Genomic DNA, 16,302 nt, shown 5'->3' with positions numbered 1-16,302 from the left:
GCCTCACCTATCGAACGAACTGATTCCACTCATGGGGAAATGAAATGTCAGGAACCCAACTCCTCCCGCAGGAACGTATTACGCTGCCGCTGCTCCCGCTGCGCGACGTAGTCGTTTTCCCGCACATGGTGATTCCGCTCTTCGTAGGCCGCCCGAAGTCGATCAAGGCTCTCGAAGCAGCGATGGAAGGCGGCAAGCACATCATGCTCGTCGCCCAGAAAACGGCTGCGAAAGATGAGCCGACCGAAAAGGACATGTACGAAGTAGGGTGTGTTGCCAACATCCTGCAAATGCTGAAGCTGCCCGACGGCACGGTGAAGGTGCTGGTCGAGGGTTTGCAGCGCGCGAAAACGCTTTCCATCGAAGAACAGGAAACGCAGTTTTCGTGCGAAGTCATGCCGCTCGAACCCGACCACGCTGACAGCGCTGAAACCGAAGCACTGCGCCGCGCGATCGTGTCGCAGTTCGATCAGTATGTGAAGCTGAACAAGAAGATTCCGCCTGAGATCCTGACCTCGCTGTCGGGTATCGACGAGGCTGGGCGTCTGGCCGACACCATTGCGGCGCATCTGCCGCTCAAGCTCGACCAGAAGCAGCACATCCTCGAAATGTTCCCGGTAATCGAGCGTCTCGAGCATCTGCTCGCGCAACTCGAAGCCGAGATCGACATTCTGCAGGTCGAAAAGCGTATCCGTGGTCGCGTCAAGCGCCAGATGGAAAAGAGCCAGCGCGAGTACTACCTGAACGAACAGGTCAAGGCGATCCAGAAGGAACTGGGCGAAGGCGAAGAAGGTGCGGATCTCGAAGAACTCGAGAAGCGCATCACGGCCGCGCGCATGCCAAAGGAAGCCAAGAAGAAGGCCGACGCCGAGCTGAAAAAGCTTAAGCTGATGTCGCCGATGTCGGCTGAAGCGACGGTCGTGCGCAATTACATCGACACGCTGATCGGCTTGCCGTGGCGCAAGAAGAGCAAGGTCAACAATGACCTTTCGAATGCGGAACGCGTGCTGGACGAAGACCACTTCGGTCTCGAGAAGGTGAAGGAACGCATTCTCGAGTATCTCGCGGTCCAGCAACGTGTCGACAAGGTGAAGGCGCCGATCCTGTGCCTCGTCGGGCCTCCGGGTGTCGGTAAGACTTCACTGGGTCAGTCGATTGCTCGCGCAACGAATCGCAAGTTCGTGCGTATGGCGCTCGGCGGCGTGCGCGACGAAGCCGAGATTCGCGGTCACCGTCGTACGTACATTGGTTCTATGCCCGGCAAGATTCTGCAAAGCCTGACCAAAGTCGGCGTGCGCAATCCGCTCTTCCTGCTCGACGAAGTCGACAAGATGGGCCAGGATTTCCGCGGCGATCCGTCGTCGGCATTGCTGGAAGTGCTCGATCCGGAACAGAACCATACGTTCGCCGATCACTACGTCGAGGTCGACTTCGACCTGTCGGACGTGATGTTCGTGGCGACCTCGAACTCGCTGAACATCCCGCCGCCGTTGCTCGACCGGATGGAAGTGATCCGTCTGTCGGGTTACACGGAAGACGAGAAGGTCAGCATCGCGCAACGTTATCTTTTGCCCAAGCAGAAGAAGAACAACGGCCTCAAGGACGGCGAGGTCGATGTGACGGAAACCGCGATCCGCGACATCATTCGCTACTACACGCGTGAAGCGGGCGTGCGTTCGCTCGAGCGTGAAGTGTCGAAGATCTGCCGCAAGGTCGTGAAGATGCTTCTGCTCAAGAAGGCGGAAGGCGCGGTGAAGGTGGACGGCAGCAATCTCGACACGTTCCTCGGCGTGCGCAAGTACGACTTCGGGCTGGCCGCAAAGGAAAATCAGGTTGGCCAGGTGACGGGTCTCGCGTGGACGGAAGTGGGCGGCGATCTGCTGACCATTGAAGCCGCGGTGATGCCGGGCAAGGGCAACGTGATCCGTACGGGTTCGCTCGGCGACGTGATGAAAGAATCGGTCGAGGCAGCGCGCTCGGTGGTCCGCTCGCGTTCGCGTCGTCTGGGCGTCAAGGACGAAGCGTTCGAGAAGCAGGACATTCACATCCACGTGCCTGAAGGTGCCACGCCGAAGGACGGTCCTTCGGCCGGTATCGCGATGACCACCGCGCTGGTGTCGGTGCTGACCGGTATTCCGGTGCGTGCCGACGTTGCGATGACGGGCGAAATCACGTTGCGTGGCGAGGTGCTGCCGATCGGCGGTCTGAAGGAGAAGCTGCTGGCGGCGCACCGTGGTGGCATCAAGCTCGTGCTGATTCCGGAAGAAAACGTCAAGGACTTGACGGAGATTCCGGACAACGTGAAGAACGCGATCGAAATCGTGCCGGTCCGCTGGATCGACAAGGTGCTCGAACTGGCGCTGGAACGTGTGCCCGAAGCGTTGCCGGAAGAAGAGGCGAAGCCTGCGTCGCCGGTGGCTGGCGAGGCCGGTAAAGACTCTGGCGCAACGGATGTCGTGAAGCACTGAGTCTTTCAGCTTGAGCAGTAGCTTTGCTGCACAAAAACCCGCGGTTTCAAAGCCGCGGGTTTTTTATTGCCATTCGGGCGCGAAAGTATTTACAGCGAGTGCCCTTGGTCGAGCAACGAAGTGCCAACGCGTAAACTCGTTGTGTGCGCATCGAAAGCCGGAACCTCCAGCCATGAATAGTCCACTGGAAACCCTCGAAATCAGGCTCAACCCCGGTTGACACGGCGCTTTCGGCCAATTCTAATGACTCGGCCCGGCGTCGCCGCCGGCCACACGATGTCAGGCGCTCCACGCGCCATTTCGGTTCTAAAACATTCTCGGGGGTAGGGATGAACAAGACGGAATTGATTGACCACATTGCGCAGCAGGCGGAAATCTCGAAAGCCGCGGCCGGCCGTGCGCTGGAGGCAGTAATCGGTGGCGTGAAGGGCACCTTGAAAAAGGGCGGCTCGGTGACGCTGGTCGGCTTCGGCACGTTTGCCGTCGGCAAGCGCACGGCTCGCACCGGGCGCAATCCGCGCACCGGCGATGCGATCAAGATCAAGGCGGCCAAGGTTCCTAAATTTAGGCCTGGCAAAGCACTGAAGGATGCGCTAAACTAACGGGCTTGCTGCTTCAGGAAAGTTGCTTGCTTCCACAGGCGGCCAGGCAGAAGCAAAAAAGTCTGGTCTGCGAAACGGGTGCTTAGCTCAGTTGGTAGAGCGGCGCCCTTACAAGGCGTAGGTCGGGAGTTCGAGCCTCTCAGCACCCACCATTCCGTTTCGCGATTCTTCGGGAAATTCAAGGGCTTACAGTTTTTTAGGCTGTAGGCCTTTTTCCTTTTCCGAATCCCCTTCTTGCTCGCGGCAGTCCCTCTCGCGTCCCTGCGTCAGCGCCGCTGACTCGCTATTTTACCGGATCGTTCAAACAGGCTAAGGCGGGGTGCCGCTAGAGTCGTAAGTCATGTGCGCTGGGCCGCTGGAGTCGCGGCGCGGCTCGACTATAGGCGAAGGGACGCGGACCCAGCAGCGAGCCATCCGTTGGCGCGGCTCGCCTGTACAATCGGCTTCGGAAGTGCCCGGAAACAAGAACGCCCGCACGGCTGCAACCGGACGGGCGTTTGATGCGATTGCTCAATGGCTTCGGTGATCACGCGGGTCCGGGTCTTCCGCCTTCCTCCCGGCTGGAGTTTGCCGCTCGTTCGATACAGGCCGCTGCGATTCGCGCCGTCTGCCGTTCCAGTTCGTTACGCGGCTCGCGAAGCGCGACGATGGAGCGGGCGAGGTCAACGAACATCGTTGGCCGCCAGCGCTGACTCCAGAGATAGAAGTAGACGTTCATCTCGTCTTCAGTCGATTGGCTGGGCGAATCGTCGTATCCCAACAGCAGGTCGCGTAAGCGGTCTAGGTTGCTCATGCCGCGCTCCCGTCGAATTTCGTGAACGTGTACGTCTTGCCGCCTATCTCGGCGCTGGCCGATCCCTCCGTCTTTACGGTTCGGCGGATCGTTCTACGACTGTGAGCGCTGAGCTCCCAGCCGAAAGTTCGGTTGGCCTCATCTATTCCTTTAAAGGTCTGGGCTTTGCGCGTTCCTGCGGCGCGGACTTGGATTTGACAGCGGACTCGATCTAACATGGTGCGGACTCCTTAATTTAGTTGCCGTTTCTGCTGACTCGTGCGAATCAGCAGATTTGATTATCTTGTAAGGTTTGTAAGACAGGCAAGCTAATTGGGGCCAGTTCGCTGCGAGATGCGACGGTATTGGGCTGCGAAGCGGGCGAAGGGCCGCGCGCCTCGGTGACCGGGTGTCTAAACGTGTTCGGGAGGAACGCAACGAAGCATGCAACGAAAAAAAGGCCGCTACGCCGTTTCGGACGCGCGGCCTTGCTCGGCTACTCACACGGCGCGGCAGGCCTGAAGGTCACTCTTGGCGAAGCCGCAGTGGCATCAATGAAGCGCCGCCCCTTCCAGCAGGTATTCGATAAAGTTCTGATGGGCAAGATCGACGCGCATCCGTATCACTTCCGGGTGATTCTTGCCTAGCTGGACGGATTTCTCGCGTATCGCCTCTTCCATGCGGACGAACCGCGCGCCGGTCCTGTCGGTGAACTCGTCAGCCGCGCCTATGAGCAACAAGATCAACTGTCGCGCTTCGTCCTTCTCGGACGCGCTGGCGTCTGGACTGCGCGCGACAGAAGCGCATGCCAAGATCAGTTCGTTTCTTGTTCCGTAGCCTTCATTCTTCATTTCCGTTTTCCTCTTAACCGTTTCCAAAGTGCCGCGCCGAGGTCCATCACTCGTTTGGACGTCCACAGCGCGGCGATCCAGTCCACTAGCGTTCGCTGGTCGATCACGCGGCCACCAGTTGCGCACGCTTCAGTTCCTGTTCGGTGTCATATGGCAAGTCCTTCGCTGAACGCTCACAGAGCTTTGGATACCCGTCACACAAATCCTTGCGCCGACCTGGGTTTTTGCCGATGATCCGCGCCGTGTGCACCCGTAGCGAACCCAGCGGCAACTCGCCGGTTTCCTCAAGGAAGTCGATGACGCTTAGAAAGGCTAGGATGCGCGCATCGGGTCGCGCATCGAAAAACGCAAACTGGGCGAGACTTGAAAGCCGCTGCCCATCACGCCCAGAAAACGCGATTGAGAACGGCATCGCTACGGTATCCGCCCCGATCAAGAAGCAACCGGAGAACAGCACCACTTTCCCATTTGCGCGGTGGACTTCAGCAGCAAAGCGAATTTTTTCGAAGTCCGGTTCAAAATGTTTCAGCGGGTTGGAAATGCGAAAAAGCTTTGCGGCAAGAAACGCTTGGTATGTGTTCATTAGTAACTCTCGAAGGTTGAATAGCCGCGCCTGACGATTTGACGCGGCTCTGTGCGTTGGTTACTTGACCTCGCGGCCCAGCGCGAAAAGGTCATCAGCGGTCGCTACGGTGTCCGGCAGACCCATTGCGACGCGGGCGGGGTTGATTGCCGCGCTGACCTCGCGGGCCCGTTTGCGCGCGGCTTCGAGCCGTAGGCCATAGTCAACGCTGAAGACGGACAAAGTGGAGTCCGCCGCGCCGGACGACTTGCACGTCATCTCAGCAATTTGGTCTTCAAGCAACATCGCTTGGATTTCGGCTGCGAGCTTTTCGATCATCAGCCCAATGGCCTTGAACATCTTCGAATTGTTCACCAGCGCGGCCAGTACCGGATTTTCTTCGGCCTGTGCCGAGTCGCGGATTTTCAGAATTGCATCAAGGCCGCTCGCGACTGCGACTGTGCGCTTTGCGACGTCTGCATACCGGGCGTTTGCGGCGATGCCTTTCGTGGAAGGCGTGATGCCTTTAAGTCCCTTGACACTCGGTGTCACCGCGTCCACCGCATTGCTGCGCGACTTGTGCGCAGCGGCCTTGTACATACCGCGCAACATTGTTTCGTCAGCCGCTGAATCTTTACTGACACGGACGTTGTGTGGAATCTTGTCGTGAATCATCCGGCTTGCCATTTTTGCTTCTCCAGTTTGTGATGTAGTCCTAAGTGACTAGGGGTTAGAAAAAATGTCTTGTTTTGCCGCCTGCGACTAGGCTCTATCGTACGTCCGGCGCACCCACGGGCGGCGCGCATCGAATCAGCCTTTAATCCCAGTAGCGCTATTCATCAGCAAATCATTCATAGCCTTCGTGAACTGATTATTGACTTCCGCTGCAACGGCCTTTGGGTCTGCCGCGCCGTTCACGTTGATAATGATTGGGCGTTCTCCGATAGTCCGTGACTGGTCGCCGGGTGTCTGCCGGTTGATGATGTCGCCAGAGTATTGCTTCATCAGTTCCAAACCGCGTGATTGGTCGCGAAGCTCCATCTGCAGTTTGGCGTAGCTCTGCGCAGGAAGACCGGCCACGGAAAGCTGTTGCTTGAGGCCTGTTATGTTGTTGCCGATACCCGCCTGCAACTGACGAGCGGCCCAGCCCGCGTCACCTTGCGTCACGCCACCGCGCTGAATCTGGTCGAGCGGTACGTGCAGATAGTCTGCAATCGCGTTCTGGACTTGTCGCATGCGCATCTTGTCGCGACTCTCACCGATCCCGCCCGCGCCGCTGCCATACGCGGCTGAAACCTTGGCTACATAGTTCGGATCGGAGTTGCCGTTGTACCCGCGAAGGGCGGCTGCCACATCGCCGTTATTGCGCTTCAGGAACTCCGAGTAAATCCGCGCGCCGGTGTCGATATTGGTCGCCGGGTCGCGATAATTCTTCAGCCCGTATGCCTTCTGATTGCCGCGCGTGATCTGCATCAACCCGCCCGCGCCGGTCGGACTTAGAGCGTTCGGATCGTTTTTCGATTCGACGTGCATGATTGCCGCGACCATCTGCGGATCGAGTCCATACTTGTCGGCGGATGCCTTGATCAGCTTGGCGAACGGGTTGCTGTACCAGTTGCCGAATCCGCCGCCACTCAGACCGCCACCGTTGGCCCCACTGGAACCGGGCAAGCCAGCGGCCTTACCGATTTCACCAGCCCAAGCAGCCCACGCCTGCTGTATTGAGACTGCCGAAGAAAACGACTCGACCGCGCCGGCAAACATATTGATCGCGAGCGCCATCTGGTTGGCCGTCTGGACGCCTTGCTTGCTGGTGTCGTCCAGTTTGTTGACTGCCGCGTCGCGCTGGTCAGCGGCCTTCTTATCAGCTTGGTCCTTTTGCTGCTTATGCGGGTTTGACCTGTTGGGGTCATTATTCGAGCCGTTCTGCGCACCCTGATAATCGGCATCAGGAATTCCATTCAGACGCCGCCACCATCCAATAATGCCGCCGCCCTTTTCTGGATGGAGCATTGCATCGCTCGATGTCGTTGCGATACTTCCTACAGGTCCGGTCTTTTTGAAGTCGTGAACCGCGTTTGGAATCGCCTGTGTCAGCTTCTCCATAATCTTGACGAGTTCCGTCATCAGCGGCAGGAGCGGTTCTGCAAGTTCATTCGATACTTCGGTGAACCTTTCCTTCAATTGGCTAAGCCCGTCATTGAACTTCGCGAGGCTTTGCTCTGCCTGCTCGCGCTTCTGAATCTCTTCGCCGGTCAGTTCCGTGACCTTCCCGATGGATGGGCCAAGTTTTTGAACGGTCAGCAGCCAGTCCTGATTCATCCCGGTCGCCTTGGCGATACCCTGAACATCACCGCGCGATTTGCCTTGCAGACCGCGTGCGAGTTGCGTCAGTTCATCGTTTAGGCCGGTCGGTGTCTGGCCGCGTGCACCAACATCGACACCCAAATAGTTGCGCATGATCCGCGCTTCGCGGCCAAGCCTTGACGGGTCGGCGTACGCCGCGTTGGCCATGCCAGAGAACGTCTTGATTCCCTCTGCGGCTTGATCGCGGGAGACATAGCCGCCAGAACCTTTGACGAATTTGCGTTGATATTCTTCGAGCCTCAGACCGCTAACGCCTAGCTGCATGCCGTCCGAACGCTGCTGGTTGTATTGCTCTCGAAGGTTCGTGACGGCCTTAACACCCAGCGCCAAAGCGCCCAGCGCGGCGGTCGCGCCCGCGAACTCGACGCCCATTGCACGGACAGCGCCGGACACTGCGTTGAGACCGGGGACGAGCTTGCCGAGTTCGCCTGCCGCGTCCGCTGCGAACTGCCTAGCCTCGCTGCCGCTTTTCTTCGCTGCCGCCCCAACTCCAGTCATCTTCTCGTTCAGCTTTTCGAGCCGCTGAATGCTGTCTTTGAGTTCGACACTGTAGGACAACACGAACTTATCAAGGTCATCTGCCATTACTTTGCTCCCTGCCTGTTTGATTCAACAAGTCGCAATACTTCCTCCATGCGGAGACAACCTGGGAAGAAGTATTTCGCTCCTGTGTGTGAATTCGGAGCGCGGTGAGCGCCCAATTCAACCAGCGCTTTTTGGAGCGCGCGGCCCGTGAATTGTTTGTGATAGCCGACTTTGTACGCCGCCTCACGTAGCGCTGCGAAGTCCACTGTGATGGCCGCGCTGACCGACAGTCGCCCAGTCTTTGCCGCAGCAATCATCGCTGGAAGGGCTTCGATAAGTTCACTCATCGTCTTCGCTCACCGTTCCGAATCCGTTGGCGACCAGCGCTTCTCGCGCGGCCTTCTCACGTTCTTTGCGGCGCTTTGTTCCGAACTCCCTGTAGGACTCGTCGTCAGAGTTAATGATTCCGGGTTCAATGTCGAACTTGGGTTTGCCATGCAAGAATTCTTGCAACTCGACGCGATAGTGCATGGCGTGGGACTGCGTAAAGTGAGCCGACTCATCGCAGCGTGCCGAGAGTTCTTTGGCAATCCGTTCTGCGCCCAGTGCCTCTGTCGCGTCTTCCATTGCACGGCTGTAAAGACGAGTGGTCTCGAAGCGTTCCGCTGCGAGCGCGATTGCGTCTGGATGCCCGAAGAACTGGAGGCGGAACGCGGCGAGAAACGATGATTGGGAGTCGTGCCCGGTCACGCGCAGTGTTGCGTAGAGCTTGACGGCCGTATTGCCGCATAACTTGCGCACGATGAAGTGTTTGTCGAAGTCTTCCGCGATCAAATCTACTTCGGAGTTTTCACGGTGATAAATCTTGTTCATGGGATTAGGTATCCTATACATCTGGTTGCGACGAAGCGTTTCGCCTGATGCGTAATTTACGCCTGTGGACTGTTCACAAGTACATCACCGGGTGAAGCCCTAAGCGAACGTCACAAGGTAGCCTTGGCTGGTCGGAGTTCGCTGCGCGCCACACGAGGTTTCGCTCCTTTTAAGTTCTGCCAACTCGAAAAGGGCAATGTTCCTCGCGGCCATGCGGACGGCATCCATCCGGCTCAGCGCGCCGGGGAATATGTAGCGCGTTCCTTCCGTGTGGGAGTGGCTACTCTTGATTGCGCCAGCAGCCGACAGCGCGTGCAGAAGTGCGTTGGGTGTGAGGTTGTGCCGGTATCCGATCCGCCCGAAGGCCGCGCGAATCGCAAGCGCGGAGACAACCATCTCGCCAGTGCCAAGCTTGCGCTGTAATGCGGCTACTTCGATAGCTCGCGGTAGGGCCGCGCGAGCAGGCGAGTTGTTGAGTTCATCTTTGATAGCCTCGCTGGGCCGCTGTCTGGTGGTCATCGCGTCGCGCTCCTTTGTGCGTGCGTTGATAGGCACGTATTAGAGCCGCGCTATGTGTACTGCACCGGACTTTTGGAGCGTGTTTACACACTCGGTTGGCGCGGCGCGTGGACCGTTGGCGGGGTGTAGGGTGTCAGGTCGGTAGCACATCGGAATGAACACTTCAAGGTCGCACGCCTCTAGCTGGTTCCCGCTGCATGACTGTCATTGTTCATTGATGTTTGTTCTACTGGCCGCGTTGGACGTTGAATTTCCACGAACTCGAATGAGTATTCAACGCTGCCGTGCCTGATATTGGCCGCACCGGCGAACGCGCATTCAATCTGGTTTTTGATGCGCTTGTTATCGGGCAGTTTGAGTTGCCACCACGCCGTCTTGTGGTTTTCGAAGACGAGTTCGATGCCGCGTGATGTAGTGACTTTCACTGGACTCGTGCGCGAGTTGGGGCGGGTCGAAGGAGGACGGCACTGCACCTTCTCTATGATGCGCAGTTTCGGCTGTGGGCGAGCGGCGATTGTCTCGTGGAATCGTCTGAATGGCACCGTGCGACCGTTTACAACGACCGTGGACTCACTGACTAGCACGGCATTTGCCATTCGAATCTCCCTTGCTGGCGATAAAGGTAGCTATCCTACTTTGTGGCCGTGTCGCGATCTAATTCAATTGGAATCAGTGACTTTAACGAACATAGGGCAGCAAGGATAATTAGATTAACGGCAAGCTACACGAAGCCGGATACTTCGGAGATAAATGTAATGTTAAAGATGACTACCTGTGCGGCGAACGTCCCGGATACGTTGCGCGATGCGGCAGTGCGTGGCTTGGACAGCGAGCAGTTAACGATGAGCGAATATCTGCGATTGTGCGTCGCTTATCTGGCAGAGAATGGCCGCGCGCCATTTGTAGTCCCGGACGCGTCGCGCGGCCTGACTCGCCGCGCTGGAGCACTGCGGAAGTCGGCCAGTACAAAGTTCTTTGGCTATTCGGAGGCGTGATGGAAGATTTCGATGCGGGCAGTCATAACTTTGCAATTCTCAAAGCAGAGATTCTTGCTCGATCCAATTCGAGGGTCTGGGAATCTGCGGTGGGTGAGTGGGACCTTGACCACATTTTCACAGTCGATCGCACGGACGATGGCGGGTTCGTTGAGCACGGCCACGGTGTCTGTCTGTGCTCGCACCAGCCAATCGTTGAGCACTGCGTTTTGAAGAACCACGTGAACGGGAACGAGGCGGTTGTCGGAAATGTATGCGTGAAGCGCTTTATGGGAATTGATTATTCGCTTCTGTTTGATGGAGTTGCGAGGATTCGTAAGGACATCAGCAAGGCCGCAAATGCTGCCTTGATTCAATTCGTCCATGAGCGCGGCGAGATAACTGATTGGGAATTGGGCTTCCTGTCTGACACCAAATCGAAACGAGCTTTATCCGCGAAGCAGCGGACGACGCGGCAGAGGATCAATAGCAAGATTTTAGTCTATATGAACGACTGCGCGTTAGAAGCGCAAAAGAAAAGCCGTGACTAAGCACGGCTTCAAAAGAAATTCTGTGACTAATCCCGGTAGCAGCCGGGACTAACTACAAGGACTTAATCGTGAGTTTAATTATAAATCCGTTCGACATCAACAGCTTAACACTCGCTCAGCGCCGCGCGATGGCCGAAGGGTTCGCGGCTGAACTCGGTGCGGGTCTGGATGAGAGGGACCGTGTGCTAGTTTGCCAGAAGCCCGATGCGATGATTGGTGGATTTTGGATGCGCTCATTCCAGCCAGACACAACGCAACTGGACGTCAACAAGAACATTTACACGTGCATCGCCGCGGTGAATCCAGTGATGAAGGCCGGCGAGAGGGTGTGGGAACGCAAGGCGATCAACTTCAGGTGTGGTTTAGCTCTGTGTCTCGATGACATAGGTTCGGGCAAAGGCTCGAAAGGCGCGATGGCGGTCGATGATCTGGCTGCACGCCTGGCGCCTACCGCTGTTGTTGAAACGAGCGGCGGCAATTTTCAGGTTTGGTACTTCTTAGACAAGCCGGAATATGACCGTGCCAAGTTCAAAAATTTCCTAGTCTCCTTTATTGATCAAGTCGTCAAAGGCAAGGGCGGCGACAAGCTGGATGACCCGGTGCGCGTGATGCGTCTTCCATTCGGCATCAACAACAAGCGCACGGACGATGGCGAGTTGAAGTATGCGGACGAAAGCGGCAACCCCTTCGAAGTTCGCCTGTCTTCGGCTGACTATGACCGGCGCTATTCCATCGAACAAATCTGCGAGGCGTTCGGCGTAGAAATTGTTGAATCCCGCAAGTATGAAGCGACCGGCGAGCGCAAGGGGCGCGGCGACGACCCCTATCACGACGCGCTGTTTGAGGCCGCTGTTGAGGTGCACCGTGTTGCGGACGCCTTGCACGAGGAAGGCGAGGATAAGTATGTGATCCCGTGCCCGTGGGGCGCTGAACACTCTTCAGGCGATAACCGCGCCTTTATTTCCGGCCCGCGCGCCGAAGGGATGGACCGGCCCTATACGTTCCACTGCTATCACTCGTCGTGCCAAGAGAAAGGGCGCACGTGGAGAAAGTTTGTCGAGGAACTGGGGCTGGTGGATACGGTCGAAAAGGCGATTGATGCCGCTGCGAATGAGTTGGCGCGGATCAGTGCGGAAGCCGCTGCGAGCGATGCCGAGTGGCGTGAAGTGCTGTTTGGTGTTGCAGACGCTGATGCGCCTACCGTGCAGGCGGAAAAGCCGCTAGAAACTGCTGATCCCGCCGGTGCAATGAAGTCGTCGTCCGACGAGCGCGCGAAGCTGGAAGCAAAGGCCCGCGCAGACCTTGGCGTGGGACCTGCGAATTGGCACAGGGGCTGGTGCTTTTCGATCCAAGAGGGAAAAGCTTGCCGACCTGGGAACTCGTTTATGTACGATCAGAGCGCGTTCAACGCTGTGTTCGGCAAGAACCACTTCTCGATCAGCTCTGAAGAGAAACTTGGCACGAAGACGGCTTGGCAGTACGTCCAGAACACTGTCGGTTTCAAATCCGTTGCGGCCACGGCCTATGTCATGGGCAAAGGGCCGGTGTTCGAGTTTGACGGCAAGGTGTATGTGAATCTTTTCGATGAGCGTTCGGTGCCGCAGACGGCGGATGAACTCACTTGGGAAGGCTTGGCGGCACGACTGACGGTTCAATACCACTTGCGGACCCTCTTCGGTAGCGATGCGTCGGCTGAGCGCATTGAATCGTGGATCGCGATGAACGTTAAGAGGCCGGGTGAGTTGATCGGCTTCGCGCCGCTGATCAAGGGCATCGAAGGTGACGGCAAAACTATCGTGTTCCAGGGGCTTATGGGCGCGCTGCTGGGTGATGCTAACGTGGGCCAGGTGAGCGGCGATCAACTAGCGGAGAAGTACACCGGCTGGGCGAAGGGAAAGGCGCTGATGGCAATCGAAGAGATCAAGGCCGCGAGCGGCGAGAACCGACACCACGCCACCAACAAGATGAAGCCTTACATCACAAACAAGAAAATCGAGATTGACGACAAAAACGTAAAGCGTCATGAGACGATGAACGCGACCAACTATGTGGGCATGACGAACTTCGCGAACGCGCTGCCCATTAAGGACGGTGATCGTCGCTGGATGGTCGAGTTCACGCAGTGGAACAACATCGGCCAATTCATCGAGAAGGAAGGTGTGGCGGATGCGCCGCAGGATCAGGTGCTAGTTCCGTACTTCGCTCGTGTGCTGTGGGCGATTCGCGAGGAAGGGCCGCAACTGCGCAAGTTCTTCATGGAATATGAGTTGAAGCAGGGTATGAAGTGGGGCGTGCGTGCTCCTGACACGGAGTCGAAGCGCCTAATGGTCGGCATCGAGAACTCGGATTCTGGGCTGGACAAGATCAAGTCGTATCTCGAAGATGGTGCTTTGGGCGTGAGCGACGAGATTGTTTCGACGTCTATGCTCAACGATCACATCGCGCGGGACACCGGAGAGAAACGGCTGATGACGCGGCAAATCGCGATGATGATGCTTGATATCGGATTCACGAAGGTGCCTTGGGACTTGAAGTGGGAAGGTAAGGCGCACACGATCTATGTGAGGGATGTGAAGACGTTCGATATCGGCAAGGATGGTCGCGGGAAAACGCTTGCTAATGAGCGACTGCGCAAGCTGCTTGATGCTACGAAGACTGAAACCAATGCTAAGGAGTACGTTCCGCGCGTCGTTGATCGTAACGGTTTCTGAGGCAAGTTAGTCGGTTGATATCTGTTATCGGGCTGGCGTCTTCGGACTGCGGGCCCTTTTTCTTTGGGCGGCGTGAGAAGTCGGCTATCCGACGTTTTATATCCGACTTGGGCAAAGCCTTACGTAAGCTGGGTTTGCTGGGAAAAGGTCGGAGGTCGGAAATCGCCGAAGTTCGCTGAATCGTTCTATAGGGCTATACGGGCTATGCGGGCTATACAGCTATACCCAAGAGTGTACGCTCCCTATCTAGACCTTTAATAACTTTTCCGACTCTTCCGACTTCCGACCAAACAGGTATCAAACCCAGTAGCGGCAAGGGTCTCAGAAAGTCGAGAATTGGAAAATCTCCGACCAAGGTTTCCGACCCATAGCATTTCTTCAGGGTCCAGGGACCAAGTTTCAACCAGACGCAGGCGGCGATGATCTTGGTCCGACCAGCGCCCGCGAAGCGCACCCCGCCTTATAAGGGCGATCCCATCAGCACCGACCGGGCACGAAGCGCATCGAAGGACGCAAGAAGGACTTACGCCCATGGATACACAAGCGGCGATAACTAGGGCGAGTGGAAACATCAGTGGACGGACGCCGGTGTATGCGCCCGCTATACTCGCTCGTAATGAACATAGGATACCGAATCAATAGTGTGACAATCATGGACGATCACCAAACCGAATACGACCCGTTTGAATTTGCTGACCCGGATTACGCGCAGCGGTTCCATCAGCTATTTGACGCATACATCGAATCGCGAGTAAAGGGCATTCCACGTGATCTGGCAGTGATCGACGCGTTCGAACTCATCCGCCTGCGCGTTAGCCTTCACAACGTGGACCAGTTAGGCCGTGCTGCGGATGCCAACCCCTACGTCAAGGCTCGCTTCGAGAAGGCGCTGGCGGCGAAGGCCGTAAAGAGTGACCTCTGGACCCAAAACAAGGCGGTCCATAACCTGCTCAAGCTGATCGAAGACCCGCGTGTAAGGGACACCACGCGCCTAAACGCCATCAACACGCTAAACGCCATGTGCGGCTATCTCGATTTGGATGACGGAATGAAGCGCAAGATTGGTCACACGCTCGAAGACTTCTACGCGATGAGAGCGTCGCAACAAACGCACTAATCATGGACGCGAACGAATATAAACACATTCTCGCGGAAGACGGCAGACGTGTCGCAAACCGTGCCGCATATGCCGCTTTTCGGAACGCTGCAGAACACTCGCTCAACGACTTCTATCAGATGTACGACAGCGAAGAGCGTTTGCCAGAGAGCGAGCGCTGCAAGACCGGGATGATTGATCGGTTCGATCCGTGCAATTGGAGCGGGCATTACCTAAACCACCCGGCCAACACCCTCAGCCCGGTCTATCACGCGACAAGAGGCGCGAGCGCACGTTGGCTCGATCAACTTGTCGGAGCGTGCAAGTTCTGGGGCGATTGGGTCATCAAGTTTCTGTACTACAGCATGGTGCATGACGTGTCGAACGATTTGTTTGACCGCATCGCGGACGATAAAGGCGAGTTCAACGACGGCAATGGCTGTGCGGTCTGTTTCTGGTTTCCGGGTTGGTTTGGGTGGTCGGCATGGGTAAATAGCTTGAGCGATGAGGATATATCCGCGCTGCAACTCGTGCTGCGATGGTGCGTGGGCGAACTGCTCGTATGCCGTCATCCCGATCCGGGTTCACCTGAAGCCGAGGCGTTCTTGGCTAGACATGTATCACAGACGAAACAGGGAGTGAGCAATGGGCATAGTGTCGAAACGAGCGAAGAAGAGTGAAGCTGAGACGCATAAAACCGCAGTGACATTCTTTGCGCCAGCAGCGGCAGAGCCGAAAGCCAAGGCAGAGTCGAAAGCCAAGGCTGAAGATGAAGCGCCAAAAGCAGCACCGAAGCCCGCGACCGAAGAACCGAAGAAGCCAGCACGCACATTCTTCGACAGCGGGCGCGACTCCGTCGATCCGATTCACAGCTTGTCCACGCATCGCCCGGTCAAGGTCATGACCGAAGCGGAAAGGGCGGCACGCAAAGTGGAAGAGATGCAACGAGTGCGACGCGGTACGGACTGGCTCATGTCGGTGCTGACGCGTCGCTGAACGTCAGTTTTCACTTAACCAAGAGGAGTACGTAGTAATGAACATAAACGTCGAATACAAAGGACCGACCAACGGCGCGAAGGTCGTTCGTCACACGGACGGCAATCGGCTGCTCAATCAGATCGCGGCAGGCGACTTGGCACACAGGCAGGCGCAAGCTCACGCCCAACGCGTCGCACATCGTATCGCTGACGCGGCGAGCGCTCCGGAAGATGAGCCTGTCGAATCGGAAACAGGCGCGGCTGAGTAAAGTCCCGTGCGCGTCCCGCTATGCGCTAATCCCAAGCGCATAGCACATGCAACCGCCTTCGAGGGGCGTGGTGTGCTAGAAGCTGGCTGTAAGCCGTTCTGGCGCACCGCCCATCTCGTATCCTTCCCGCCTTAGCCGCGAACCAGCCGGACACCGATTCCGCCACACAGCGCGGTCTATCCGGC

General features: G+C 57.1%; 17 protein-coding genes and 1 tRNA gene. 9 read left to right on the top strand and 9 right to left on the bottom strand.

Going from position 1 to position 16,302, the window contains the following annotated elements; translation table 11 throughout:
• Positions 1–44 precede the first annotated feature (44 nt).
• From lon to A3AC_RS0114105, 3 genes are all read left to right on the top strand, one after another.
• Positions 45–2,468, top strand: coding sequence for an endopeptidase La (lon, locus tag A3AC_RS0114115; protein ID WP_025599582.1), 2,424 nt, complete (start codon positions 45–47; stop codon positions 2,466–2,468).
• A gap of 176 nt (positions 2,469–2,644) precedes the next feature.
• Positions 2,645–3,070, top strand: a complete 426-nt coding sequence (locus tag A3AC_RS31175; RefSeq protein WP_269664464.1) for an HU family DNA-binding protein — start codon at positions 2,645–2,647, stop codon at positions 3,068–3,070.
• A 76-nt stretch (positions 3,071–3,146) separates the two neighbouring features.
• Positions 3,147–3,222 (top strand) — tRNA-Val (locus A3AC_RS0114105).
• Positions 3,223–3,596: 374 nt separating this feature from the next.
• Here the strand turns inward: A3AC_RS0114105 and A3AC_RS0114100 are convergent.
• The 9 genes from A3AC_RS0114100 to A3AC_RS30405 form a co-directional block, all read right to left on the bottom strand.
• A complete protein-coding gene (locus tag A3AC_RS0114100; RefSeq protein ID WP_025599581.1) occupies positions 3,597–3,863 on the bottom strand; it encodes a hypothetical protein in 267 nt (88 codons plus the stop codon).
• Between the two features lie 530 nt (positions 3,864–4,393).
• Positions 4,394–4,693, bottom strand: a complete 300-nt coding sequence (locus A3AC_RS29225) for a hypothetical protein (RefSeq protein ID WP_051361625.1) — start codon at positions 4,691–4,693, stop codon at positions 4,394–4,396.
• 103 nt (positions 4,694–4,796) lie between these two features.
• A complete protein-coding gene (locus A3AC_RS0114085) occupies positions 4,797–5,276 on the bottom strand; it encodes a hypothetical protein (RefSeq protein ID WP_025599578.1) in 480 nt (159 codons plus the stop codon).
• Between the two features lie 60 nt (positions 5,277–5,336).
• Positions 5,337–5,930 carry a hypothetical protein gene (locus tag A3AC_RS0114080; protein WP_035475148.1) on the bottom strand — a complete coding sequence of 198 codons (594 nt, stop codon included), beginning with the start codon at positions 5,928–5,930 and terminating at the stop codon, positions 5,337–5,339.
• A gap of 135 nt (positions 5,931–6,065) precedes the next feature.
• Positions 6,066–8,207: a lytic transglycosylase domain-containing protein gene (locus A3AC_RS29675; protein WP_025599576.1), complete on the bottom strand. Its 2,142-nt coding sequence runs from the start codon at positions 8,205–8,207 to the stop codon at positions 6,066–6,068.
• A complete protein-coding gene (locus A3AC_RS0114070; RefSeq protein ID WP_025599575.1) occupies positions 8,207–8,494 on the bottom strand; it encodes a hypothetical protein in 288 nt (95 codons plus the stop codon). The genes A3AC_RS29675 and A3AC_RS0114070 overlap by 1 nt, the downstream gene beginning before the upstream one ends.
• The gene (locus A3AC_RS0114065; protein WP_025599574.1) at positions 8,487–9,020 is read right to left on the bottom strand and encodes a hypothetical protein; all 534 of its coding nucleotides are present in this window, start codon (positions 9,018–9,020) and stop codon (positions 8,487–8,489) included. Before A3AC_RS0114065 ends, A3AC_RS0114070 begins: the two co-directional genes overlap by 8 nt.
• Before the next feature lie 99 nt (positions 9,021–9,119).
• Positions 9,120–9,539, bottom strand: coding sequence for a hypothetical protein (locus A3AC_RS0114060; protein ID WP_025599572.1), 420 nt, complete (start codon positions 9,537–9,539; stop codon positions 9,120–9,122).
• A 179-nt stretch (positions 9,540–9,718) separates the two neighbouring features.
• A complete protein-coding gene (locus A3AC_RS30405) occupies positions 9,719–10,135 on the bottom strand; it encodes a hypothetical protein (RefSeq protein WP_156924617.1) in 417 nt (138 codons plus the stop codon).
• Positions 10,136–10,533: 398 nt separating this feature from the next.
• On the opposite strand from A3AC_RS30405, the gene A3AC_RS0114045 reads away from it, so the two are divergent.
• From A3AC_RS0114045 to A3AC_RS0114020, 6 genes are all read left to right on the top strand, one after another.
• Entirely contained in the window at positions 10,534–11,064 is a 531-nt protein-coding gene (locus tag A3AC_RS0114045) for a hypothetical protein (protein ID WP_025599568.1), read from the top strand.
• A 68-nt stretch (positions 11,065–11,132) separates the two neighbouring features.
• Positions 11,133–13,775: a DNA-primase RepB domain-containing protein gene (locus A3AC_RS0114040; protein WP_035475146.1), complete on the top strand. Its 2,643-nt coding sequence runs from the start codon at positions 11,133–11,135 to the stop codon at positions 13,773–13,775.
• 652 nt (positions 13,776–14,427) lie between these two features.
• Positions 14,428–14,892: a hypothetical protein gene (locus A3AC_RS0114035; RefSeq protein ID WP_035475144.1), complete on the top strand. Its 465-nt coding sequence runs from the start codon at positions 14,428–14,430 to the stop codon at positions 14,890–14,892.
• A 2-nt stretch (positions 14,893–14,894) separates the two neighbouring features.
• Positions 14,895–15,551: a hypothetical protein gene (locus tag A3AC_RS0114030; RefSeq protein ID WP_025599565.1), complete on the top strand. Its 657-nt coding sequence runs from the start codon at positions 14,895–14,897 to the stop codon at positions 15,549–15,551.
• Complete coding sequence (locus A3AC_RS0114025) at positions 15,517–15,867, top strand: hypothetical protein (RefSeq protein WP_035475142.1); 351 nt, start codon at positions 15,517–15,519, stop codon at positions 15,865–15,867. Before A3AC_RS0114030 ends, A3AC_RS0114025 begins: the two co-directional genes overlap by 35 nt.
• Positions 15,868–15,904: 37 nt before the next feature.
• The gene (locus A3AC_RS0114020; RefSeq protein ID WP_025599563.1) at positions 15,905–16,117 is read left to right on the top strand and encodes a hypothetical protein; all 213 of its coding nucleotides are present in this window, start codon (positions 15,905–15,907) and stop codon (positions 16,115–16,117) included.
• Positions 16,118–16,302 lie beyond the last annotated feature (185 nt).

Origin of the sequence: Burkholderia sp. WSM2230, from assembly GCF_000472445.1 — a bacterium.
Classification (GTDB): Bacteria; Pseudomonadota; Gammaproteobacteria; order Burkholderiales; family Burkholderiaceae; genus Paraburkholderia.
This window is presented reverse-complemented; position numbering and strand designations above follow the sequence as displayed.